Source organism: Bradyrhizobium amphicarpaeae (assembly GCF_002266435.3).
Lineage (GTDB): Bacteria > Pseudomonadota > Alphaproteobacteria > Rhizobiales > Xanthobacteraceae > Bradyrhizobium > Bradyrhizobium amphicarpaeae.
Map to the genome: position 1 here is coordinate 3,329,589 of NZ_CP029426.2, position 21,546 is coordinate 3,351,134.

21 protein-coding genes are annotated in these 21,546 nt (G+C 63.5%); 8 read left to right on the forward strand and 13 right to left on the reverse strand.

Translation table 11 applies throughout. From position 1 onward, the window contains the following. Positions 1–18: 18 nt before the first annotated feature. The gene (locus tag CIT40_RS15320; RefSeq protein WP_162307507.1) at positions 19–870 is read right to left on the reverse strand and encodes a PAN domain-containing protein; all 852 of its coding nucleotides are present in this window, start codon (positions 868–870) and stop codon (positions 19–21) included. Between the two features lie 133 nt (positions 871–1,003). Then, entirely contained in the window at positions 1,004–3,994 is a 2,991-nt protein-coding gene (locus CIT40_RS15325) for an autotransporter domain-containing protein (RefSeq protein WP_162307508.1), read from the reverse strand. A 342-nt stretch (positions 3,995–4,336) separates the two neighbouring features. Here CIT40_RS15325 and CIT40_RS15330 point away from each other — a divergent pair, with 342 nt between their 5' ends. After that, positions 4,337–5,413, forward strand: coding sequence for a helix-turn-helix transcriptional regulator (locus tag CIT40_RS15330; RefSeq protein WP_094896791.1), 1,077 nt, complete (start codon positions 4,337–4,339; stop codon positions 5,411–5,413). 115 nt (positions 5,414–5,528) lie between these two features. Here CIT40_RS15330 and CIT40_RS15335 read toward each other — a convergent pair whose 3' ends face one another. The 4 genes from CIT40_RS15335 to CIT40_RS15350 all read right to left on the reverse strand — a co-directional run bounded on the left by CIT40_RS15335 (position 5,529) and on the right by CIT40_RS15350 (position 7,552). Beyond that, a complete protein-coding gene (locus CIT40_RS15335; RefSeq protein ID WP_094896792.1) occupies positions 5,529–5,735 on the reverse strand; it encodes a hypothetical protein in 207 nt (68 codons plus the stop codon). Between the two features lie 379 nt (positions 5,736–6,114). Then, positions 6,115–6,324: a cold-shock protein gene (locus tag CIT40_RS15340; protein ID WP_094896793.1), complete on the reverse strand. Its 210-nt coding sequence runs from the start codon at positions 6,322–6,324 to the stop codon at positions 6,115–6,117. 617 nt (positions 6,325–6,941) lie between these two features. Next, entirely contained in the window at positions 6,942–7,139 is a 198-nt protein-coding gene (locus tag CIT40_RS15345; protein WP_244611977.1) for a hypothetical protein, read from the reverse strand. Next, positions 7,136–7,552 carry an SRPBCC family protein gene (locus CIT40_RS15350; RefSeq protein ID WP_162307509.1) on the reverse strand — a complete coding sequence of 139 codons (417 nt, stop codon included), beginning with the start codon at positions 7,550–7,552 and terminating at the stop codon, positions 7,136–7,138. The genes CIT40_RS15345 and CIT40_RS15350 overlap by 4 nt, the downstream gene beginning before the upstream one ends. Positions 7,553–7,898: 346 nt before the next feature. Here CIT40_RS15350 and CIT40_RS15355 point away from each other — a divergent pair, with 346 nt between their 5' ends. Continuing rightward, positions 7,899–9,521, forward strand: coding sequence for an ABC-F family ATP-binding cassette domain-containing protein (locus CIT40_RS15355; protein ID WP_094896796.1), 1,623 nt, complete (start codon positions 7,899–7,901; stop codon positions 9,519–9,521). Positions 9,522–9,762: 241 nt separating this feature from the next. Next, complete coding sequence (locus CIT40_RS15360) at positions 9,763–10,638, forward strand: MBL fold metallo-hydrolase (RefSeq protein WP_094896797.1); 876 nt, start codon at positions 9,763–9,765, stop codon at positions 10,636–10,638. A gap of 74 nt (positions 10,639–10,712) precedes the next feature. On the opposite strand, the gene CIT40_RS15365 is transcribed toward CIT40_RS15360, so the two are convergent. Together CIT40_RS15365 and CIT40_RS15370 are read right to left on the reverse strand one after the other, a co-directional pair. Further along, the gene (locus CIT40_RS15365) at positions 10,713–11,576 is read right to left on the reverse strand and encodes a DMT family transporter (RefSeq protein ID WP_244611978.1); all 864 of its coding nucleotides are present in this window, start codon (positions 11,574–11,576) and stop codon (positions 10,713–10,715) included. 168 nt (positions 11,577–11,744) lie between these two features. Further along, positions 11,745–11,993: a hypothetical protein gene (locus tag CIT40_RS15370; RefSeq protein ID WP_094896798.1), complete on the reverse strand. Its 249-nt coding sequence runs from the start codon at positions 11,991–11,993 to the stop codon at positions 11,745–11,747. Between the two features lie 202 nt (positions 11,994–12,195). On the opposite strand from CIT40_RS15370, the gene CIT40_RS15375 reads away from it, so the two are divergent. Beyond that, entirely contained in the window at positions 12,196–12,660 is a 465-nt protein-coding gene (locus tag CIT40_RS15375) for a cupin domain-containing protein (protein WP_094896799.1), read from the forward strand. 9 nt (positions 12,661–12,669) lie between these two features. Here the strand turns inward: CIT40_RS15375 and CIT40_RS15380 are convergent, their stop codons facing one another. Then, entirely contained in the window at positions 12,670–13,632 is a 963-nt protein-coding gene (locus tag CIT40_RS15380; protein ID WP_094896800.1) for an alpha/beta hydrolase, read from the reverse strand. 105 nt (positions 13,633–13,737) lie between these two features. On the opposite strand from CIT40_RS15380, the gene CIT40_RS15385 reads away from it, so the two are divergent. Both CIT40_RS15385 and CIT40_RS15390 read left to right on the forward strand, forming a co-directional pair. Next, on the forward strand, positions 13,738–14,415 hold the full coding sequence (locus CIT40_RS15385; RefSeq protein ID WP_094896801.1) for a nitroreductase: 678 nt from the start codon (positions 13,738–13,740) through the stop codon (positions 14,413–14,415). Positions 14,416–14,546: 131 nt separating this feature from the next. Next, positions 14,547–14,750, forward strand: coding sequence for a hypothetical protein (locus CIT40_RS15390; protein ID WP_094896802.1), 204 nt, complete (start codon positions 14,547–14,549; stop codon positions 14,748–14,750). Between the two features lie 46 nt (positions 14,751–14,796). Here the strand turns inward: CIT40_RS15390 and CIT40_RS15395 are convergent, their stop codons facing one another. The 3 genes from CIT40_RS15395 to CIT40_RS15405 are packed head-to-tail and all read right to left on the reverse strand — an operon-like array spanning position 14,797 to position 17,402. Further along, positions 14,797–15,915, reverse strand: coding sequence for an HD-GYP domain-containing protein (locus CIT40_RS15395; RefSeq protein WP_094896803.1), 1,119 nt, complete (start codon positions 15,913–15,915; stop codon positions 14,797–14,799). A 48-nt stretch (positions 15,916–15,963) separates the two neighbouring features. Continuing rightward, the gene (locus CIT40_RS15400) at positions 15,964–16,296 is read right to left on the reverse strand and encodes a PilZ domain-containing protein (protein ID WP_094896804.1); all 333 of its coding nucleotides are present in this window, start codon (positions 16,294–16,296) and stop codon (positions 15,964–15,966) included. After that, the gene (locus tag CIT40_RS15405; RefSeq protein WP_094896805.1) at positions 16,293–17,402 is read right to left on the reverse strand and encodes a DUF2336 domain-containing protein; all 1,110 of its coding nucleotides are present in this window, start codon (positions 17,400–17,402) and stop codon (positions 16,293–16,295) included. Before CIT40_RS15405 ends, CIT40_RS15400 begins: the two co-directional genes overlap by 4 nt. A 279-nt stretch (positions 17,403–17,681) precedes the next feature. On the opposite strand from CIT40_RS15405, the gene CIT40_RS15410 reads away from it, so the two are divergent. After that, complete coding sequence (locus CIT40_RS15410) at positions 17,682–18,629, forward strand: AraC family transcriptional regulator (protein ID WP_094896806.1); 948 nt, start codon at positions 17,682–17,684, stop codon at positions 18,627–18,629. 48 nt (positions 18,630–18,677) lie between these two features. Beyond that, positions 18,678–19,268: an NADPH-dependent FMN reductase gene (locus CIT40_RS15415; protein ID WP_094896807.1), complete on the forward strand. Its 591-nt coding sequence runs from the start codon at positions 18,678–18,680 to the stop codon at positions 19,266–19,268. 107 nt (positions 19,269–19,375) lie between these two features. Here the strand turns inward: CIT40_RS15415 and CIT40_RS15420 are convergent, their stop codons facing one another. Continuing rightward, positions 19,376–21,457, reverse strand: coding sequence for a methyl-accepting chemotaxis protein (locus tag CIT40_RS15420; protein WP_094896808.1), 2,082 nt, complete (start codon positions 21,455–21,457; stop codon positions 19,376–19,378). Between the last annotated feature and the right edge of the window lie 89 nt (positions 21,458–21,546).

The window sequence follows — 21,546 nt, forward strand, 5'->3', positions numbered from 1 at the left end:
GTCGCTTTGTGGTCTTGTTCAGTGAACGATGACGCGTCCGACCGGCTTGACGCCGGAGACGGTGTCGGAGTTCTTGAGCGCCCCGGGGATCGCGGTTTTCAGCCAGCACATCGGCTTCTTGCCTTGAAGGCCCGCCTTGACCCAGGTCCATGACTTGCAGCGATCCTCCTTCTGGCAGAGGTCGCGGCAGGTGCTGGGATAGTTGTCGTTCATCGCGACGTTGCGATAGTCGCTGCCGGGCAGGTCGATCCCGGGTTCGAATGACGAATTGAAGCCGCTGACGGGGGCCGGCGCTGGAGCGGGGGCTGAGGCCTTCATCGGACCGCAGATCAGGCCCATCGAGTCGACCGCGCTGCCCGACGCGCCTTGAATCCCGGTCGCGCGCTCTTCGGGAGGGCACATCAACTGATCGTATTTGTAGTCGAAGACGCGCGTGACGATGTCGCCCGCGCGTTTGGGCGGAATGGAGCCGCAGCCTTCGCCGCTGGAGATGCACCGCTTGGTGATCTGGTTCATGTCCGTGCTCGGACAAAAGACGTCGATCGTATTGACGAACTGGCGATCGAGCCCATTGCCGCGCGTATGTGCGAGACCAATCCCCGTCAACGGCTCGCCTGGCGGGCAATAGGCTTCCTGAGGCCCGCCGCCCTTGCCGCCGGTCATGCGCGGATCACGATTGATATCGCCGACGCGATTTGCTCCTGCGTAGGGCGCGCAGATGATGCCGACCGCGTCGACCCAACCGCCGGCGCGTGCATGGAGGCCGACAAGGAATTGGCCTGCGGGACAGGTCAGATTGTACGCACCGCCGCCGGGACCGCCCTTGATCTCGGTCATGGTGGCGTAGCTGGGCCAGATAAGTATGACCATGACCGCAGCCGCCAACGCAAACGCAGCGCCACCGTGAAGAATAGATTTCCCTTGTTTCATCGGGCACTCCTTCTGTCTAAATGGCTTTATCAAGAGTACGCGCCCGCGAACGGCTTAAGGCGGTCGCGGTCGGTCACCACGCGTATCGTATGATGCCCTTGCCGGCGTAGGACCGCGTGACGTTCGAGAACTCGCCGTCGAACGTCGTTGCGACCGACCAGCCATTGATCCACTTCATCTCGGCGGCTCCCGTGACGAGGGCGGCGTTGGCGGCCTGGGCCGCGCCGTTGACGACGAAGGATGCGCCGGGGAGGGCCTGGAAGGTCGGGAGCGCGTTGCGGTCCGTGGTGAAATTGTACGCCCAGGCCGCACGGCCCCGCAGGGTCAGGATGCCGTCCTCCATCGCGAAGGATTTGTCGGTGCGAAGGCCAAGTTCGCTGCGAGGTGCCGTGACGGTTCTGCCCGCATAGCTCAGTGCAAATGCGTTGGAGCCGGAATCGGCCTGCTCGGCGTAGGCCGGCAGATCGAAGGTGGTGAATTGTCCAGCCGCATAGGGCGTCCAGCCAACTCCCAGGCCGACGATGCGATAACCGCCCTCGACACGCCCCGACCATGCGTTGGCGTGGAACCGTGCACGCAAGCGATCGAGGCCTGCAATCGTCACGGCGCGATCGGTGGTGACGTCCTGCCACCCATAGGCAAGCGCGGCGGTGATGTAGGCAGGCCCCACATTGTGCCGGACGAAACCGCCCGCCTGGAACAGATCGGAACGGCCGGAGCCGAGACCATTGACGCTGAAATTGGTGCCGCCGCCGGCCAGCGCAAAACCTGCGATCGTGTCCGGCGAGAAGCGATAGTCGGCGCCGACGGCGACGCCGTAGAGATTGCTGCTTGTGTTGTTCGAGCCCACCACGGCATTGCCGTCGGTGCGCTGCGATCCGCCGAAGCCTGCTTCCCAGACGGCCCAGCGCTGCGCAAAGGGCAAGGCCGCCAGGGGCGCCTTCGTGGAGATCGCCGCATAGGCGTCGCGCTCGCTGCCCGAACGCGATGTCGCGCGTTCGTCTTCGTTCGCGAAGGCATTTGGATTGCCGCCGCCGCTGGTCGGATTGCCGCGACCGCCGATGAAGGGGTCGGTGAGCACGCCCATAAACTGGTTCATTGCGTCGAAGGTGGATTGCTGCGAACCGGTGGCAATCTCGCCGGACAAGGTCGTGAGCGCATTGCCGAGGTTCGCGCCGCTGAGGGCGAAAAGGTTGGCGTACGCGGCCGGCAGGGCGCCGCCACTGTTGAAGAAATTGTTGACGGTGTTCAGAACGTTCTGCTGGTTCTGATTGAATGCCGAGCCATTGCCGAGCGCGGCGGTGAGGTTCAGCACGACGTCGGTCGCGGTGTAGCTCAAGGTCTGCTGGAATCCGGGACCGCCACTCACGCCGGTGAAGGTCGTGCCGGCAAGTCCGCCGGCCGCGGACAGGATGGTGTATTGGCGGGTGATGTAGTTGCCGGGTGCGAAAACCGTCTGCACGCTGCCACCGGAGAGATTGGCCGTGCCGTTGACGAGCGCCGTCGACGCCGCTCCAGGCGTTACCTGAATCAGGTAGACAGCACCTGACTGGAAAGCCAGATTGCCGAAAACGGTCATCGACCCCGGTGCTCCCTGCGGGCCGGGAGCGAAGACACCGCCGCCATGGATGGTGGTATTTCCCAATAGCCCTGTGCCGCCAAGCGTGGCGCCCGAATTGACCGTGATCATCGCCGGAGCCGCGAGGGCGCCATTCACGAGAAGCTTGCCGCCCGCCACCACCACTTGAGACGACACGTCGATGGCCCCGATATTCGGCTGATACACGACGGTGCCGGTGTCCGTGGGCGAACCGAATCGCGCAGTTGTGCCAGAGCCCATGGATACAGGCCCGTTGAGGGTCACCTGTGTTCCGGCCGCCGCAGACACCGTACTGACGGCGCCCCCGGCGAAGGTGAGATCGTTGGTGAAACTCCCATTGAAATTGGTGCGAAGCGTGCCGTCTGAAAGCAGCACCGGCGCTGCACCCAGCGCGCCGGCATTGTCGACCTGCACGATTGCGCCGGCCGTTGCGACCACGCTGGACGTTGCGGCAATCGATCCAGCCACCTCCAGCGTGCCCTGGACCACATTTGTCGTACCGGTATAAGTATTCACGCCCGCCAGAACGATGGTTCCGGAACCTGAGACCCCGAGCGAGCCCCCGCCATCGATCGGTCCGGTAAGCGTCAGCTTGCGGGAGTCGTCGATCACCATGAAATCGGCGCCGTTGAGAGTGAACGCCTGGGTGAGCGTGCGCGTCGCGTTGGGCGCGCCTCCGTTGAAGAGAAAAGCGCTGTCGGTCATCTGGACGGCATCGAGCCCGAGGCTGGTATTGCCCAGCCGGAAGGTGGAGCTCTGCAGGTCCAGTGTCGTGAGGTTGGCGCCTGGACTTTTGCCGATCGAGCCGCCAGCGGCCGTAAAATCGGAGTTCTCCAGGAAGAGACCGCCGCCCGTGGATCGCGTCGTGAACGTCCCGTTCCAGATCACGGGCGTCACGGCATTGGGATAGTTCGGGTCGCTTTGGAACTTGACGCGATTGACATCGAAGACGGCGTTGGAGCCGACAGTGATGGACTGTCCCTGGATTGAAGACACCGAAAACGCGAGGGTGCCCGCGGCATTCGGATTCAAGGCGCTCAGGCGGCCGACGATCGTGCCGTCGATCACGAACGTTCCGGCCTGGCCTGAATCGAGCCGGTTGAGAACCTCGTAGTTGCCGTTTCCCGGGGCACCTTGAAACGTTGCGGTGTGGCCCGGAAACATGAATTGGTTGTTGTTCAAAGCCCACGAAATGACCGCAGCTGGCGGGTCTATCACGGCGCCGGCCGCGTTGACCGTGATCCTCTCGGTGCCCGGACCATCGGGGTCGGCGCGGTTGTAGGTGATGCTTCCATCCTGAGTGCCGGGCGTCGCATTGAAGGCCTGGCTATATGCTTCGCCTGCGCAGGCAAGCGAACCGCCAAGTGCGGAACCGAGCAGACAGATATTTCGGAAAGAGGCTCGGCGTCGGATGAAAGTGGTATGCCGCGAAACTTGGGTGATCAAATTCAGGGCAGCGATCATTTTCGATGGCATAAAGGACCTGCAGGGCAATCGGATCACGATGCGACGGGCGAGATCGGCGCTCTCTCATCGTATGAATCGGCAACTGCTCCAGATTGGTCAGCCTGCTGACTGCGGATACCGGCATATGCCGGTGACGGCGGGCTCACACGGCCGTTTTTCTGAATTGAGGTAATTGAGCCACATGCGGCATTTTCCCGGTCGGTCGACCTTGTCGACGTGGCGAGCTGTCATCCTTGCTGACAGCCGTGCACCGGGAACCTGCCGGGAACCCTGACGAAGCTTGCGGGACGAGAAATCCATCGGCTAAGCTGACTGCATTGCACGATCCAATGACTTGGAATGCCAGTGGAAATTATTGATCTCGTTTATGAGACTGCCTTCGTTCCTGAACTCTGGCCGAAACTTTTATCCGAGCTGGCCGCAACATCTCACTCAGTCGGTTCGACGCTGTTTCTGTTCGGTGACGATGGCGGCGCGAGCGGTGTAACGCTCGACAATCTGCAGGATCTCTTGCGCGAATTTCTCGCCAATCCGGACCTTCGTTTTTCAACCTCGGTTGTTCGCATGTGCGACACGAGGCCGAACAGCTTCGTCGAGGTCGATGACTATCTATCAGCCAAAGAAATCGAGAATGATCCGATACGCCAGCGTTTGCGCGCCCGCGGTATCGGAACGCATCTCTGCACGGCCGTGCCGATGCCGACCGGGGAAGTGGCCGTCTATGTCCTTCAAAAAGCACACGACGCAGGCCGGTATGAACCGGAAGAACTCGCGCGGCTCAACGCCCTGCGCCCGCATCTGGCGCGCACCGGCCTGATCGCCGCACGGTTGGGAATCGAGCGCGCAAAGGGGACCGTCGCCGCCCTCGACGCACTTGGGCTTCCGGCCACCGTCTGCGCCAATGGCAAGGCGATCGCCACCAACAGGTCGTTCCTTCAGCATTCCGATCTTTTCAACATTGGGGCCGGTGATCGGGTTACCGTCGCGCAGGGCCGGGCAAACGAGCTGCTGCAAGCTGCCGTTCGAGAGCTTGGCAATACCGAGGATACGGTTCGCTCGATCCCGATCACCAGCTCCGGCGAAGCGGCGCCTGGCGTTCTGCATGTGATTCCGCTGTTGCGTTCCGCCCGGGACGTCTTTTCCGGCGGGGATACCATCCTGGTGTTCACGCCAGCCAAGTCGAGCGCGCTGGTTCCCGCGCCGAGCCTGCTGTCAGGTCTGTTCGACCTGACGCCCGCAGAGGCGAAGCTCGCCGTGAGCCTCTCCGCCGGCCTGACACTCAAGGCCGCGGCAGAGCAGAGCGGCATCAAGTTCGCGACGGCGCGCTCTTATCTCGAACACATATTTCGCAAGACCGGCACCGGCCAGCAGAGCCAGTTGGTGGCGCTGATGAAGAGCGCGACCGCCATCCGGTGAAATTGCTTTTGGGGCTTAGGCAACAGCCTTCCTGTCTCGTCAACCGTTCTGAGCGCAGGGAGACGTCGTCATGAGTTCTCGTCGCGCGTATCTGCTGCCGGTCTCGGTCGGAAGATCATTGAAAATACGAAAGCTGATCTTCCGTAACGACTCGCTCGATCTTCTCGGACTTGGCCCTGATGCGGTATCTCACGCGTCCGTCGGACTCGATGGGCATATGTTGAATGATGGTATAAATCATCGGCGGTTCGGTGGTGGCACGCCCTTGCGGTCCCTGGGGCTGGTGGCGAACGTCTTCATTCAGCTTATAGGCATAGGACATCTGTTACCTCGATGCTTGCGGCTGCTCCGGCGTGAAGCGTGGAGTGACGTAACGCATGCTGTCGGCTCCCGCCCTGGCTCGTAAAATCGAATACAAGGCCACTCTAGCCCTCCGGGATGGATCTTGCAGCCTCGAATAAGAAAGTTGCCGAATGACTCAGGCATGAACGGCTGATCGGATCGCCGGCTTCTGGTTCGATTTGCCAGTTCGAACATTTTCCGGACGGGAAACCCCAGGTCCGACAGTCGACGAGACGCGCACTTTACAGTCTCTTGCAGGAGGAAGCAAAAACCCCGCCCTGATGACTCAGGAGCGGGGCAGGACCACAAGCTCTGCCAGTACATCCGTGGCGAGAGCGGCAGGTCTGTCGTGCTCTTAACTAGGCGGCACGAAGATTATCGGCAGCGGACTTGCCCGTACGACGGTCTGCGACGACGTCATAAGACACCGTCTGACCCTCGTTCAGGGTGCCCATGCCAGCGCGTTCGACCGCGCTGATATGAACGAAGACGTCGGTGCTGCCGTTTGTCGGCTGGATAAAGCCGAAGCCCTTTTGGCTGTTAAACCACTTAACTGTTCCCGTATTCATCGGGTCTTCCTTTCGTATGCGCGCAGGACAGCTGGCGCGCGGACGTGCGGCCAGCGTTCCGGTTAGTCGATTTTGGAGAATGTCTGAAACGTGCGCGCCGTCAGGATCTGAGGCGAAAGCGGAACAGTTGTTCGGCCAGTATCGATACTCGACACCTTACATCAGCCGCCGAGAGACTTCAAGTAGAAGCCGACGGCTCCTTCTTATTATGGTTGGTGTATTTGTTCCTGGCTGAGAGCCGCTCGAACCGGTGAGTGATTGCGGGAGCGACCTCGATTGCTTGGAGAGGTTCCCTTTTCGCACGCTTTCCTGCATAGTTGGGCATGGCAAAAGTAAAAGTGAGCTTCAAACCAATTCGTAAGTCAGAGGGCGACTGGGCGATTATCGCCGAGTACCCGGGCGCAGAACCCCGAGAAATCACGGGCTTCACGAGCAAGGCAGAAATTGACGATTGGATGAACGGTGAGCGTCGGATCGCGTGGCTCCGATCACAGGGTTACGCGAAGTGACATGATGATTCCTTGCTCCGACTGTCGAGGCTCTCATCGCGGCAAGTCGGCGCATGACCGCCGGTGGCCGATCGCGGACCCCGACTGAGGCGTTGGCGGTCCACTGCCTCAACGTTTCGGGGTGCGCCCGCGGATGTGATCAAAGCCTTGCTTGATCGCGGCGAAGCGCGCTTCGACCATCGGCTCGAATTCCAGGTCGGTGAAGATATAGGGCAAGTCCTTTTCAACGCCTTCGCGGACGAGTTCACCGACATAGTTGGGTTCAATGCCCTGGGAGATGCGTTTTTCCTGCCTGCACGACGTCACGACTTACTCTGTCTTGCCTCGACATATCGCGCGAAGCTGTCGAGGATCGCCTGCCAACCGCCTTGCTGCTGCTCGACCGAGTGCGTCGGTTCGCTGTCGAAGACGACGCGGACGACAACGCCCTTTGGGCCGGGCACGAACTCGACTTCGGCCTTTCGATCGCCGAATGCGTATTCGATCCGCTTGTGTTCAACGATCTTCGTGTAGGTGCCTGCGAAGTCAAAACCCATGCTGCCGTCCTTGGCTTCCATGCGCGACGAGAACGCGCCGCCGTCACGCAGGTCGACCGTAGCCCTCGTCGTATGCCAGTCGTCGGACGCGGCGTTCCACTTCACGATGTCGGCAGGCGTTGTATAGGCGCGCCAGACCTGATCGATGGGGGCTGCTACGTTGGTTTCGACGGCGATCCTCATGGGCTGCTCCAGGTTCATCTTGACGGTTCGAGGTGATGGCATCACGTCACGCGCGCGGGTGCATGCACGGCACTTCCGAGACGTGTCGACCGGAGGACGATCGAGGCCAGCCCATGCCGACATGGTCGCGCCGTGAATGCGTAAAAAAAGCGAAGGGTGTCATCATAACGCCGGTTCGGTCGCGACGATGGCAATGATGCGGCGGTCCGGTTTATGAGCCCCAGGCTGCGGGGTGAATCGGCCGAATCGGCGCCCGCGCGGGCAGGAATCCGTACCCCGCCGGGCTTCCCCTGGCCGCCTGCATGGCCTATGACGCTGCAACGCAAAAATCCCCCAAAAGATACTCATGATCCGCCTCGACAACGTCAGCAAGCAAGCCGGCCACCAGATCCTGTTCATCGAAGCCTCCGCCGCCCTCAACAAGGGCGAGAAGATCGGCCTGGTCGGGCCGAACGGGGCCGGCAAGACCACGCTGTTCCGAATGATCGCCGGTGAGGAATTGCCCGACGAGGGGCAGGTTTCGACCGATCGCGGCATCACCATCGGCTATTTCAATCAGGACGTCGGCGAGATGTCTGGCCGCAGTGCCGTGGCCGAGGTGATGGATGGAGCAGGTCCCGTCAGCGAGGTCGCGGCCGAGCTGCGCGAGCTCGAGGTCGCCATGGCCGATCCCGACAAGGCCGACCAGATGGACGAGATCATCACCCGCTACGGCGAGGTGCAGCACCGGTTCGAGGAGCTCGACGGCTATGCGCTCGATGGCCGCGCGCGCGAAGCGCTGTCCGGCCTCGGCTTCAGCCAGGAGATGATGGAGGGCGACGTCGGAAAACTCTCCGGCGGCTGGAAGATGCGCGTGGCGCTCGCCCGCATCCTCCTGATGCGTCCCGACGTCATGCTGCTCGACGAGCCGAGCAACCATCTCGATCTCGAAAGCCTGATCTGGCTGGAAAAATTCCTGCACGATTACGAAGGCACGCTCTTGATGACCTCGCATGACCGCGAGTTCATCAACCGCGTGATCTCCAAGGTGATCGAGATCGATAGCGGCTCGCTCACCACCTATACCGGCGACTACGAATTCTACGAGCAGCAGCGCGCGCAGAACGAGAAGCAGCAGCAGGCGCAGTTCGAGCGCCAGCAGGCCATGCTCGCCAAGGAAATCAAGTTCATCGAGCGCTTCAAGGCGCGCGCCTCGCATGCGGCCCAGGTGCAGAGCCGGGTGAAGAAGCTCGACAAGATCGAGCGGGTCGAGCCGCCGCGCCGCCGCCAGAGCGTGGCATTCGACTTTCCGCCGGCGCCGCGCTCGGGCGAGGATGTCGTGGCGCTCAAGAGCGTCCACAAGGGTTACGGCAGCAAGCGGATCTATGACGGGCTGGATTTCATGATCCGCCGCCGGGAGCGCTGGTGCGTGATGGGCGTCAACGGCGCCGGCAAGTCGACGTTGCTCAAGCTCGTCGCGGGCGCGAGCGAGCCGGACCAGGGCACGGTGTCGGTCGGCGGCAGCGTCAAGATGGGCTATTTCGCCCAGCACGCCATGGATCTGCTCGACGGCGAGCAGACGGTGTTTCAGTCGCTCGAATACGCGTTTCCGACCGCGGGGCAGGGATCCCTACGCGCGCTTGCGGGCTGCTTCGGCTTCTCCGGCGACGACGTCGAGAAACGCTGCCGCGTGCTGTCAGGCGGCGAAAAGGCGCGGCTCGTGATGGCCAAGATGCTGTTCGACCCGCCGAACTTCCTGGTGCTGGACGAGCCGACCAACCATCTCGACCTCGCTACCAAGGAGATGCTGATCACTGCGCTTGCGGATTTCGAGGGCACCATGCTGTTCGTCTCGCATGACCGGCACTTCCTGGCGACGCTGTCGAACCGCGTGCTGGAGCTGACGCCGGAAGGCATCCACCAGTTCGGCGGCGGCTACACGGAATACGTCGCGCGGACCGGGCAGGAGGCACCGGGGTTGCGGTCGTAGTTGGGCAGGTTGCGCGGGCGCGCCGAGGGCGGGCGGTGTTGCGTCATCCGTCATTGCGAGCGTAGCGAAGCAATCCAGACTGCCTCTGCGAAAAGATTCTGGATTGCTTCGCTACGCTCGCAATGACGATGCTGAGAGTGCGGGCTCCGATCCGCCGGCAAGCGTCCGGTGCGGTGCTACCGACTTGAACACCTCGGCAAGGCTGTTACGCTTCCCTGCAAGAATAAGGGAGCGAACGACCATGAAGCAACTCCAAATCGGCGACATCACCATCGATGCGGTGATCGAGCGGGAGGGGCCGTGGCGGCGGCCGCAGGATTTCTTCCCGGCCTATGACGAGGGCGTGTTCGCCCGTCATCTTGCCTCGATGGAGCCCGAGGTGTTCGATGCCGCGCGCGGCATGATGGTCATCACCTATCAGACCTTTGTCGTGCGCACGCCGCGCTACACCATTTTGGTGGACACTTGCACCGGCGAGGACAAGGGGCATCCGGCGCCGTTCGATTTTCCGGGCAAGGAGCGCTGGCGCAACGAGCTGTTCGCGCTCGGGATCGGTTTTGAGCAGATCGACTACGTGTTCTGCACGCATCTGCATATCGACCACACCGGCTGGAACACGAGTTTGCGTGACGGGCGCTGGGTGCCGACGTTTCCGAATGCGAAATACATATTTCACAAGGGCGAGTATGCGGCTTGGGAGGCCGAGCACGCCAAGGGCAGCAATCCGCCCGGTACCGTGTTTCGCGACAATTGCCTGCCGATCGTCGAGGCCGGGCAGGCGCTTCTGGTCGACGACGATTACGCGCTCGACGACACCGTCACTTTGACGCCGACGCCGGGGCATTCGCCCTGTCATTGCTGCGTCAACATTTTTTCGAAGGGTAGCCGCGCGGTGGTCGCGGGCGACCTCATGCATCACCAGATCCAGTGCCGCGAGCCGGACTGGTCGGCGAAGCCGGATTGGGACCCGAAACAGTCGGCGGTGTCGCGGCGGAAGTTTTTTGCGTCAGTTGCGGACACCGACACGCTGATTTTGCCGGTTCATTTCCCGGCGCCGACGGTAGGGCTGATCAAGCCGCTGGATGGGGCGTTCGACTACCGGTTCAAGCGGGCTTGAAGCGCTAGCGGAGCCGCTAGAGCGGTTACCGTTCCGATCGCATCGAAAACGGGGCTCAAGAGTCGGAAAACGCTTTATCGCTTGCTGCGTTGCGCGAGCACCAAGGCGATGCCGCCAAGCATGGCGGGGGAGGCGAGCAGCAATCGGAGCGTGACCGGCTCGGCCAGGAAGAGTGCGCCGCCGATCGCGGCGATGGCAGGGACGGAGAGCTGAACGGAGGCCGCGCGTGCTGCCGACAGATGGCGCAGCGTGACGTACCACATCACATAACCGAGCCCTGAGGCCACCGCGCCGGATGCGATGGCATAGGCAAGCCCGGTCGACGTGGCATGGACATCGGAGAGCTGCCAGAGGTTCACCGCCGCGGCAAGCGGCAGGCAACAGAGGAAATTGATAGCGTTGGCCTCGATGGGATGATCGACGCCTCTTGCCGACAGCGAGAACACGCCCCAGGCGATTCCCGATACGGCGATCAGGATCGCGCCGAGGGGATCGGGCGCGCTGACGCCCGGCAGAACCAGGCAGATGAGGCCGAGGCTTGCGATTGAAAGCCCGATCCAGCCGGCTGCGGAGAAACGCTCTCCCTCCCGCAGCGCGACGCAGAACATCGTGAGCTGCACGGCAGTGAACAGGATCAGGGCGCCCGTGCCTGCCGTCAGCCGCACATAAGCGAACGAGAAGCAGATCAGATAGACGAACAGGGCGGCCACCGACCTGACCTTGGCGTAGGCAAATGACGGCAAATGCCCGTAGCGTTGCCAGACCACCAGCGCCAGAATGACGACTGCCGCCAGAACGCGCACGGTCGTGAAGCTTGCGGGATCGATCAGCCCCGGCCCCAGCGCGATCCGGCACAGCAGCGAGTTCGCCGCGAAGCAGATCATCGTTGCGGCCGTCAGCACGGCCGCTTTGGTCGGTTGCGAAGCTGTGGTGACCAAGATCAGGACACTCGCCGGTCGTGCCCCTGAGTCGGCGCAGGGAGCTGAAGCCGTAAACGCATCGAAGCGGCCAAATTGGAGATATTTGAATCAGCAAATCGAGCTCGATACGGTCTGAATCGAGCCCGATGACGTCTTGGGATGACCTTCGAGGATCTCTCCAGGCGCTTACGCGCCCATTTCGCACTTCTTCATGAAGCTGTTCTTGGCGGCGCCGGCGAGCGGCTTGCCGTCGGCGCTGACGGCCTTGGGCGTGCAGGCGTCCGCCTTGCACTTCTTCAGGAACGAGGCCTTGGCAGCGCCGGCCAACGCCTTGCCGTCCTTGCCGACGGCCTTGCTCTCACAGGTGTCGTCCGCGAAGGCCGAGCCTGCTGCAAAGGTGGCAATGATCGCAGCCAGGAAAATTCGCTTCATCATAGTGTCTCCCTAAACCAGAAATGGCGGGGAGATTGGAACCGGGAATCGTGGCGCAATCAAGCTGGATGGGGGCAAGCCGTCCGGTCCGGCCAGCGTTTTTTTCGAGCGGGAGCTGGCCAGGCTCGCTTCCTGTTGCACTGCTCGCTGACCGCGGCGGGCAACCCTGCTAGGCTTGGTAAGTTTAGCCGGACGGAGCATCGTGATGGACGCCGTGACCCCGAAACGCCAGGAAGCCGCCGACCAGCATTCGCATCTGGTTCGGCCTCAAGACATGGATTGGCAGACGACGCGCTTTCCTGGCTGCGAGGCCAAGACGCTGCTGTTCGATCGCCGCACCGGCCTGATGACCGCCTTGATGCGATTTGCGCCGGGATCGGTGCTGCCCGATCACGAGCATGTCGGCATCGAGCAAAGCTGGGTCATCGAAGGCGCGCTCGTCGACAAAGACGGACCGGCCAAGGGCATCGCCTGCAGGGCCGGCGAATTCATCTGGCGCGAGGCGGGCAGCCGGCATGCGGCCTGGTGTCCGGACGGTGCCCTGATCCTGGCGATCTTCCAGGTGCCGAACAAGTTCTTCGAAGCCGACGGCCGCGTCGTCGATGCCGCCGGTCAGGACTGGGACGAGACCTGGGGGCACACAGGCCCGCAGCAGGCGCGGGACGCCTAGCTCGCATGTCTAGACACCGCGCGCGAGCAGGGCCTTGAAGTCCGCGCGTGCGCGCTGCGCTTCGGCGCGCGCGACCTCGGAGGCATCGCCGAGACCAAAATAGCCGTGGATCAGGCCGGGGCCTTCATGGTGCTTGACGGGCACGCCGGCGGCCTCAAGCGCCCGCGCATAGGCCACGCCCTCGTCGCGCAGGGGATCGAACCAGGCGGTGGTCACGATCGCGGGCGCGACGCCCGCGAGCGACGGTGCGCGCAGCGGCGAGACGCGCCAGTCAAGGGCGTGATCAGGCTCGGCGAGATAATGGCCGCAAAACCATTCCATGGTGGCGCGCGTCAGGAAGTAGCCCTCGGCATTCTCGGCGCGCGAGGGATAGCGCGCGTTCTCGCCGGCATCGGCGTAAGCGCCGAGGACGTCGGTCACGGGATAGACCAGCAATTGCCCGGCAAGCCTGATGCCGGCGTCGCGGCAGGCAATCGCGGCGGCGGCGGCGAGATTGCCGCCGGCGCTGTCACCGGCAACGCCAAAGCGTTTTGCGTCGCCGCCAAATTCCGCGACGCGGTTGAAGATGTCGCTTACGGCCGCGAATGCGTCCTCGAAGGCACCGGGAAACCGCGTCTCGGGCGGGCGGCGATAATCGACCGAGATGACGACGGCACCGGTCTCGATCGCGAGGTTGCGTGCCTGCCGGTCGTGGGTCTCGATGTCGCCGGCAACCCAGCCGCCGCCGTGAAAGAACACCACGGTCGACGCGGGCGTGGTGCCGATCCGGTAGACGCGGGCAGGAAGCGGCCTGGCGCCGCCGCTCACCTCGATATCCTGCACGGTCTCGACCGGCGGCGGCGGAACGGCGGCGCGGGAGGCAGCCAGTGCACGCAAGGAATCGCGGGCGCTCTGTGGCGTCATCGCGGTGGGATCTCGCAGCGGTAGCAGCGGAATGATCTGGGCGATGACGGGATCGAGCGGTGCGGGCATTGTTCCTCACGGGGTTCTTGGTCTTGCTTGCGGGGTAGCATAGGTTTTGCGTGCCGCATCGGCAACGGTGTTCAAAGCCGGACGAAGGGCAGGGAGATTCACGAGGTGGAGTTCGAAACGCTGGTCCAGTCGCGCCGCAGCGTGCGCGGATTCCGGAACGAGCCGGTGCCGCGTGCGGTGATCGAGGCGATCATCGAGAGCGCCAAGCGCGCGCCGTCGTCGATGAATACCCAGCCTTGGCACGTCCATGTGCTCACCGGCCGGCCGCTCGAGGAGGTTCGCCGCCGCAACATGGAGGAGATGATCGGCGGAGCCAAGGTCAAGCGCGACATCGTCAGCCACGGCGAGTACCAGGGGGTGCATCGCACGCGGCAGGTCGACGTCGCAAAGAAATTGTTCGGCGCGATGGGGATTGCGCGCGACGACAAGCCGATGCGGCAGGACTGGGTGCTGCGCGGCTTCCGCCAGTTCGACGCGCCGGTTTCGCTGGTCCTGACCTACGACCGCGTGCTCGACCCGGGCGCCGTCTGCCATTTCGATCTCGGCGCGCTCTGCTACGGCATCGTGCTCGCGGCGTGGGATCGCGGTCTCGGCTCCGTCATCAACGGGCAGGGTATCATGCGCTCCGACATCGTGCGCGAAGTCGCGAAAATTCCGGAGGACGAGGTGATCATGACCTGCGTCGCGATGGGCTATCCCGACGACGACTTTGCCGCGAATGCGGTGCGCTCGGATCGCGAGCACAATCAGGAGTTTGTGCGGTACGTCGGTTTTGTCGATTAGGACGGCGCAGAGGAGATTATTCTCCGGCAGAAATTTTTGGTGTGGACTCCTTACGGCCTCTTGCAATCTCGAAGATGCGGGAGGAACAATATGCGTCCTGAGAGCTTTGTTGCTGGCGCGAGGGAATTGACATGCGGCGGCTGACTAGCCTGGTTCGACGGTTCTTCGGCCCGCGGATGCGGCGCCCGGTCGATGCGGATCCAAGTCTTCCTTTCACCCCCGAAGAGTTCGGCCGGCTGATTCGTAGCGGCCGGCACGAGGACATGAAGCTGCTGGCCGAAGGGCTGGCCTGCCGGTCCATCCCGCGCCGCGCCAGTCATCGCGCCACCCACTAGACTTGACCCACTAGACTTGGCGCGCTGCGCCGCCATTGCCCGGGGCTCACCGCGTGAGTGCGACCTGCTTGAACGAGGTCACCAGCGCTTTTTCCAGTTTTCCGTCCATCCCGCGCAGGATGTCGTAGGCTTCCGCGCGCGGCATGGTCGGCTTGTAATGCCGGTGCTCGATCAGCGCTGCAAAGATGTCGGAGATCGTGAGAATCCTCACGATGTCGCAGATGCTTTCGGCGCAGAGCGCATCGGGATAGCCGCTGCCGTCGAGATATTCGTGATGGTGGCGAACGGCATCGAGGATCTCCGGCGAGATCTTGTCGTGTCCCTTCAGGAAGTCGTAGCCCGCGACCGGGTGGGTCTCGATCAGGGCGCGTTCCTCCGCGTCGAGGCGGCCCGGCTTGTCGAGAATGGCGAGCGGGATCTGCGCCTTGCCGATGTCGTGGAACATGGCCGCCGAGTAGAGGCGCTCCAGGTCGGTCCTTCCGACACCGAGGCTCAGGCCGAAGTCGATGGCGACGCCGGTCACGAGCAGGCAGTGCTGATAGGTTCCCTCGTGGTGGCGCCGCACCGTCGTGAGCCATTCCGAAAGGCCTCGCGCGGTGATGCGATCGGCAATCTGACGGCCGGCCTCCCTGGTGCCATCGACGTCGAGGGGCTGGCCGAGCGTGACTGCCGTGAACATCGAGGCGATCGCGGTTGCAGCCGCCTCGACCGCGTTGTCGGACTGTGCCGTCGCGCCCGGCGAGGCGGTGGACGGACCCGCTGGATCGGACAGCGCAGACAACAATTGGTTCCGGTTGATCGTACCGGGCAGGACGTGCGTCGCCCCGAGCGCGTAAGCTTGCGAGATACCGACGTGCGAGGTGTGCTCGAGGAGGAATATCCGCTTCTTCGCCTTGGCGAGCTTGCCCGCCCGCCTCTTGATGGCCGCGATGTTGTCGACATCGCGCAGCTCGGCACGGATGACGATGGCAGAGGGCACCTGCGACAGCTTGGCTTCGGCGTCCAGCCGCTCGCCGGCAACGGCAAAACGGTCCTCGAGGATCGCACAGACGCCGGCCAGCTTGTCGGATGTGTCGGCCAGCACATGGACGAAGGAGCGGGCCTGGTCCGTCTCGCGGATGGCGCCCGCATCGACGGGGCTGAAGATGGTTCGCGCGTTCTGCACGGTTTGACCTGGTCTGTCGCGGTTGCAATGGGTGGGATGAATGCCGGCCTATTTGCTTTGGACCACGCTTTGCGTAGCGGCTGACGGCGCGCTCGCCGGCCGCTTCTTGCCGTCGGCGGTGACGAAGTGAATGCCGGCCGTGGTGCCATCAATCCAGACCAGCTCGCAGCGCCGATAGGCGAGCCCGGTCGACGACAGCAACATGAAGAACTCCTTGGCCTGCAGCACGTCCAGCGTGCCTTCGACCTCGAGCTTTGCGCCTGTCTGCGACACGTCGAGTAGAACGCAGCTGCGCCGCCATGTGCCGTCGGAGCCCATCAGATTGACGGCCTGCCTGTGGTCCATCCGCACGCGCGCCGCCTTGCGGCCGTCGAACTTCATCGGCTAGCCCCCGCTTTTGCGCCGCGACTTCCGCGACTGCTCCCCTTGACGCTCGCGGCGATTTCGCCCCACCGTACCGTCCACTGACTGGTCGACAGAAGCAGCGTCTCGAAAATGAGCTGTGCGCGTTCGCGCTCGGCAAACGAAAGCCTGATCCCGCTGCGGTTGCTCAGGATGGTGAGCGTGGTCTGCCAGTTCAGCCGTGAAGCCCGGCAGGCCATGACCAGCCCTTCGCAATCGCCGTCGGTCATGACGTGCTCGACGATCTCCACGGGCGTCCCCGAAAGCACCGACAAGGCCGTGAGCAGATTGGCGGTCTCGCCGCGGATCGCGAAGCGATTCACCGTGGAATCGTTGAGCTTTCCGATGCGGTTGAGCGCGACGATCTCCGGCCGTGCGCTTGCATAGTCGGCCGCACTGGGCAACCGGGGCACAATCGGCGCTGCCGCTTGAGGATCCGAAACGGAGGGAGCCTTGGTCTCCGCGCGAGCGTTGGGGGCCGGCGAGGCCGACAGCAACTTCTTCAAGACCGGATCTGGCGTGCCTGGTCTCAGCGCGAGCGCCTTCGTGAGCTCGTCATCGCTCGCGCACGTCTCGACGAGCGCGACGTAGGCGGCATCGGAGAATTGTGCGCCTGCGTTCCCGATCAGGGCCAGGTGGACGGCGCGGCCGCCGCGCCTGATGAGAGTCTCGGTCAATTGCGGCTCGATGCGCGCGCGGGAAGCAATCGCGAGCTGCTGTGGTTCGCCGCACGAAATCGCGATCGTTTCGAGATCGGACGCGGACAGCGCGAGCGATTTGAGCAGCACGCGACAGGCGACATCAGGATCGTCGTGCGAGGCAAGACGTCTCGATGTCTCCGGTGGAGCTGCTTTGAGTTCGGCGAGCGCATCGCCGAGTTGGATCAAGGCGCTGGCCTCGAGCCGCTCCATCAATCGCACCAGGACACCGTCGACCACATTGGCAAGCAATTGCTGAGGCCGGTCGCGGCTGCCACTGAGCAACTGCAAAATGCCGTCGAGGATGCGGGAGCAACGGTCCAACGGGCAGGTTGCGACCGCATCCTCCAACTCGATCAATAAATTGGCAGGCGCGTTTGCCATCATGGCAGGGAGCCCGAATTGCAATGACTTTGACGATCTAACGCGTTCCATTCCGCCCGAAAGGCGTTAATTTGCTTTTTAGGATTTCGCGCTCGGGTGCCGAATTACCGGAAAACGCTATCGAAATTTGGCGAGATGCCACGTCCCTCCTTGTCCTCAGGACTGGACACTCGTCTCCTGAGGGGAAGCGTTCAGATCGATTCCCTCGGTCTGACGTAAAACCGAAGGGGGGAGCGAACGGCTCATTGCCGGGCGCGCGATGACGCTGCGCTTCTCGTCGCCATGAACAGCATTGATGATGTGCCCAGCTTGGCACCCAGAATATTTCGCTTTTCGGACGTCGATGAATTTCGAAATGCCATCCGAGGATTGAACCTCGAATTTACGCCTTTCGTTCGGAGGATATCGGCCGAGCAGATCATTCTGTCGATGCCCGGCTGCGAGGTGAATCTGACGACCGCATTTCCGCGCGTGGTCGACGCCCAGCTTGTCGAGAGTTGCACGGCGGTCGGCTTCACGATGGACGACCTCGACGTGCCGATACGCTTCAACGGCTCGCAGCGTATGCGTCCGGCTGTCGTCATCGGCAGCGGCGGCGCAGCCTATACCATTATCGAGGAAGTGCAGCGCCAGATTGCCTCTGTGGTTTTCAGGCCCGAGGTGACTGAACGCGGCTGGCCGAGCCCAACCCAGAGCTTCAAGATTTTCGAAACGAGCGCCGTTGGCCTTCATCGGTTGCGCAGTGTGGTTCGCGAGATCCTGGCCGAGGCCTCAGCGCCGGTCGAGGCGTCAGATATACCGCTCAAGGCGAGAGCAATGAAGGAGTCTCTTCTCGCGGCCGTCGACCACGCGCTCGAAAACGTCGTCTCGGCCCGCTGGACCCTGCGTCCCAACGACGAGCGCAACTTCCGGATATTCAAGGATATCAGCGCTCTTCTGTCCGATGATCTCTCGCTGCCGATCTACAGCGATGAGATTGCCCGCAAACTCGGATTGTCCGTCCGCACGATGCACGACGTCGTCCGCCGCTATCGCGGCATGAGCCTGCACCGTTACCTGCGTCTGCGGCGGCTGTGGCTGGTGCGCCAGCGGTTGCTCGCGGGCGCCGACAGTGTCAAGGCCGTGGCGCTCGCGTTCGGCTTCTGGCATCTCAGCGACTTCTCCCGAAGTTACCGCGACCAGTTCGGCGAGGCGCCGTCGCATACGCTGGAGTGCGGACGCGGGCGATAGTTGGCAAATCGAGTAGGGCGGCCGCCGGTTTCGTGCTACCGTCCGGCGATGAGCAATCGCATCCTCGTTCTCTACGGTTCCTACCGTTCCGACCGCATGGGCATCCGCCTTGCGAATTTCGTCATCAATCGGCTGCGCGAGCGCGGCGACGAGGTGACCCTCATCGACGCCAAGGCGATTGGGCTGCCAATGCTCGACCGCATGTACAAGGAGTATCCGAAGGGCTCGGCGCCCGAGGCGCTGGAGCATCTGGCCGGGCAGATCCGCAGCGCCGACGGCTTCGTGTTCGTCACCGGCGAGTACAATTGGGGCATCCAGCCCGGCCTGAAGAATCTCACCGACCATTTCCTCGAAGAGTGGTTCTGGCGACCGGCCGCGATCGCGAGCTATTCGGCCGGCCGCCTGTCCGGCGCGCGCGCCGCAACCGCCTGGCACGGCACGCTCTCCGAGATGGGCATGGTGGTGGTGTCGAGCACCATCGGGGTCGGCCCGATCGCGCAGACATTGTCGGCCGAGGGCGAGCCGATCGGCGACGGCGGCAAGGCCCTGGAGCACGCGTTCCCGCGCTTTGCCGATGATCTCGCGTGGTGGATCGAGGCGGCGAAAGCGCAGCGGGGGCGCAAGGCGCCGCCGTACTAGGCCCGGCTGCGTAGCCCGGATGGAGCGAAAGCGTAATCCGGGGCAGTGCCGATGACGTTCGAATCCCGGATTTCGCTACGCTCCATCCGGGCTACGAGTTCATGCCTTTAGGCCGCCCTGACCTCACCGAGGAAGCGGTCGAACTGTCCGGCGAGATCGCGCGACTGCGTCGAAAGCTGCTCGGCGGCGCCGAGCACTTCCCTGGCAGCAGCTCCGGTATCGTCGGCGGCGCGCTGCACGCCTGCGATGTTGGTGTTGACCTCCTGGGTGCCGCGGGCGGCCTCCTGGACGCTGCGGGAGATTTCCTTGGTCGCCGAGCCCTGCTGCTCGATCGCCGCGGCGATCGCGGTGCCGATCTGGTCGATCTCGCCGATGACGTCGGCGACGTTGCGGATCGCGGCCACGGTCTCGTCGCTCGCGGTCTGGATCGCCGTGATCTGCTCGGAGATTTCGGTGGTGGCCTTGGCGGTCTGGCCCGCCAGCGATTTCACCTCGGAGGCGACCACGGCGAAGCCGCGGCCGGCTTCGCCGGCGCGGGCGGCCTCGATCGTGGCGTTGAGAGCGAGAAGATTGGTCTGCTCGGCAATGCTTTGGATCAGGGTGACGACGTCGCCGATCTTCTGCGCGCCCTCGGCGAGGGTGCGTGCCGTGTCGCCGGTACGGCGGGCGTTCTCGACGGCGCGGGCCGCGATTTCGGTGGATTGTGCGACCTGACGGCCGATCTCGGAGATCGAGGAGGTCAGCTCTTCGGTGGCGCTGGCGACGGTCTGCACGTTGGTCGAGGTCTGCTCCGAGGCCGCGGCGACGACCGCGGCCTGGCTGTTGGTCTGGGCCGCCGTGGAGGTCATCGACTGTGCCGTGCTTTCCATGGTCGAGGACGCCTTGGACAGGCCGCCGACGAGCTCGGTGACCTTGGCTTCGAACGTGCGAGTGAGCTGGTCGAGCGCCTGCGCGCGGCGCATCTTGCCGTCGTTCTCGGCCTGCTTCTCGGCCGTGAGCCGATCCGCCCGGATCATGTTGTCCTTGAAGACCTGGACGGCCGCAGCCATCGCCCCGATCTCGTCGGAGCGCTCGGCACCCGGGATGCTGTCGGCAACCTCGCCCTCGGCGAGCCGTGACATCCGGCCCGTCAGGTTGACGATCGGCGCGCAGACGCGGCGGCGAACCATCGCGATGAGTCCGACGCTCGCGATCAAGACGGCGACAAGGCCTGCGAGCGCGATGGTGAAGCTGGTGCGCGCGGCGGAAGCAGCGCCGGCGAGGATCTGCTCGGCATTGTCGTAGAGCGCATCGCGAACTCCGATGATGGAGCCGAGGCCCTTTTGTGACGCCGCATAATAGGTCTCGACATCGTGCTCATACTTGCCGCTGACGGCGCCGTCCTTGACCAGCTTGAGCTCGCGGCCGAACTCCTCGACGTAGCGCGAATTCATCGTCTCCAGCGCAGTGCTGACATTGGCGGGCGTTGCGGGATGGCCGCGCAACTCCATCAGCGACATCACGATCTGGTCGCTGCGTCCCTGCATGCGGGCGACGTCGGCCTTTTCCGCGTCGGTCGCGACCTTCTTGCCGCCGACGAGGTTCTTGTGCACGCTGGCATTGAGGCCGCCGATGTCGCGGAGCGTCATGGCGATGTTGGCGTAGTTCGCCTGCCGGTAGGCGTCGCCGTTCAGCATCGCCATGCGGCGAACCTGCTCGTTGAGCAGTGCGGTCACGCCTGCGTTGAGAACGGCGTTGTCGGCGACGACCTTGCGGGCCGCGTCCTTGCGCGCGTCCGCGGGGCCCGCGATCGCCTTGTCGATGGCTTCGCGGAGCGCGGTGAACTTCGAATTGATGGCGTCGATCTCGGTCCCGATGTTGGTGCCGTCGTCGAACGAGCCGGGCAGCTCCTTGCGCAGGGCGTTCATCCGGTCGCGCGCACCATCGGTCTGCTTGCGGAGCTTGTCTTGTTCGGCCATCTGCGCCGGATCCACCGTCGCAGGCCCGTAGAGGATGTTGGTCGAAAAGCCCCGTTCGGGATTGAGATAGCGTGGAATGTCGCTGGCGGCGCGGACGATCGCAAGCCGGCCCTGGGCCTCGCCGATCCTGTCCATCGTCTGGTACTTGGTCGCGGCGACGTAGACGGCGAGGCCGCCGCCGACGGTCGAGAGCGAGACGATGGCGGTGGTCAGGAGCGTTCCGATTTTCATGATCTGTCCGGCAATTGGCGCGGGAGGGGAGAATGATATTCTCCCGAAAATTGACAGACCCGTATTAATCGGGGGTTTACGCTGCCGGG

Coding starts and splice junctions, on each gene's coding strand:
- CIT40_RS15320 (WP_162307507.1), bottom strand. CDS start 870: ATGGTCATACTTATCTGGCCCAGCTACGCCACCATGACCGAGATCAAG.
- CIT40_RS15325 (WP_162307508.1), bottom strand. CDS start 3,994: ATGATCGCTGCCCTGAATTTGATCACCCAAGTTTCGCGGCATACCACT.
- CIT40_RS15330 (WP_094896791.1), top strand. CDS start 4,337: ATGCCAGTGGAAATTATTGATCTCGTTTATGAGACTGCCTTCGTTCCT.
- CIT40_RS15335 (WP_094896792.1), bottom strand. CDS start 5,735: ATGTCCTATGCCTATAAGCTGAATGAAGACGTTCGCCACCAGCCCCAG.
- CIT40_RS15340 (WP_094896793.1), bottom strand. CDS start 6,324: ATGAATACGGGAACAGTTAAGTGGTTTAACAGCCAAAAGGGCTTCGGC.
- CIT40_RS15350 (WP_162307509.1), bottom strand. CDS start 7,552: ATGAGGATCGCCGTCGAAACCAACGTAGCAGCCCCCATCGATCAGGTC.
- CIT40_RS15355 (WP_094896796.1), top strand. CDS start 7,899: ATGATCCGCCTCGACAACGTCAGCAAGCAAGCCGGCCACCAGATCCTG.
- CIT40_RS15360 (WP_094896797.1), top strand. CDS start 9,763: ATGAAGCAACTCCAAATCGGCGACATCACCATCGATGCGGTGATCGAG.
- CIT40_RS15370 (WP_094896798.1), bottom strand. CDS start 11,993: ATGATGAAGCGAATTTTCCTGGCTGCGATCATTGCCACCTTTGCAGCA.
- CIT40_RS15375 (WP_094896799.1), top strand. CDS start 12,196: ATGGACGCCGTGACCCCGAAACGCCAGGAAGCCGCCGACCAGCATTCG.
- CIT40_RS15380 (WP_094896800.1), bottom strand. CDS start 13,632: ATGCCCGCACCGCTCGATCCCGTCATCGCCCAGATCATTCCGCTGCTA.
- CIT40_RS15390 (WP_094896802.1), top strand. CDS start 14,547: ATGCGGCGGCTGACTAGCCTGGTTCGACGGTTCTTCGGCCCGCGGATG.
- CIT40_RS15400 (WP_094896804.1), bottom strand. CDS start 16,296: ATGAAGTTCGACGGCCGCAAGGCGGCGCGCGTGCGGATGGACCACAGG.
- CIT40_RS15405 (WP_094896805.1), bottom strand. CDS start 17,402: ATGATGGCAAACGCGCCTGCCAATTTATTGATCGAGTTGGAGGATGCG.
- CIT40_RS15410 (WP_094896806.1), top strand. CDS start 17,682: ATGAACAGCATTGATGATGTGCCCAGCTTGGCACCCAGAATATTTCGC.
- CIT40_RS15415 (WP_094896807.1), top strand. CDS start 18,678: ATGAGCAATCGCATCCTCGTTCTCTACGGTTCCTACCGTTCCGACCGC.
- CIT40_RS15420 (WP_094896808.1), bottom strand. CDS start 21,457: ATGAAAATCGGAACGCTCCTGACCACCGCCATCGTCTCGCTCTCGACC.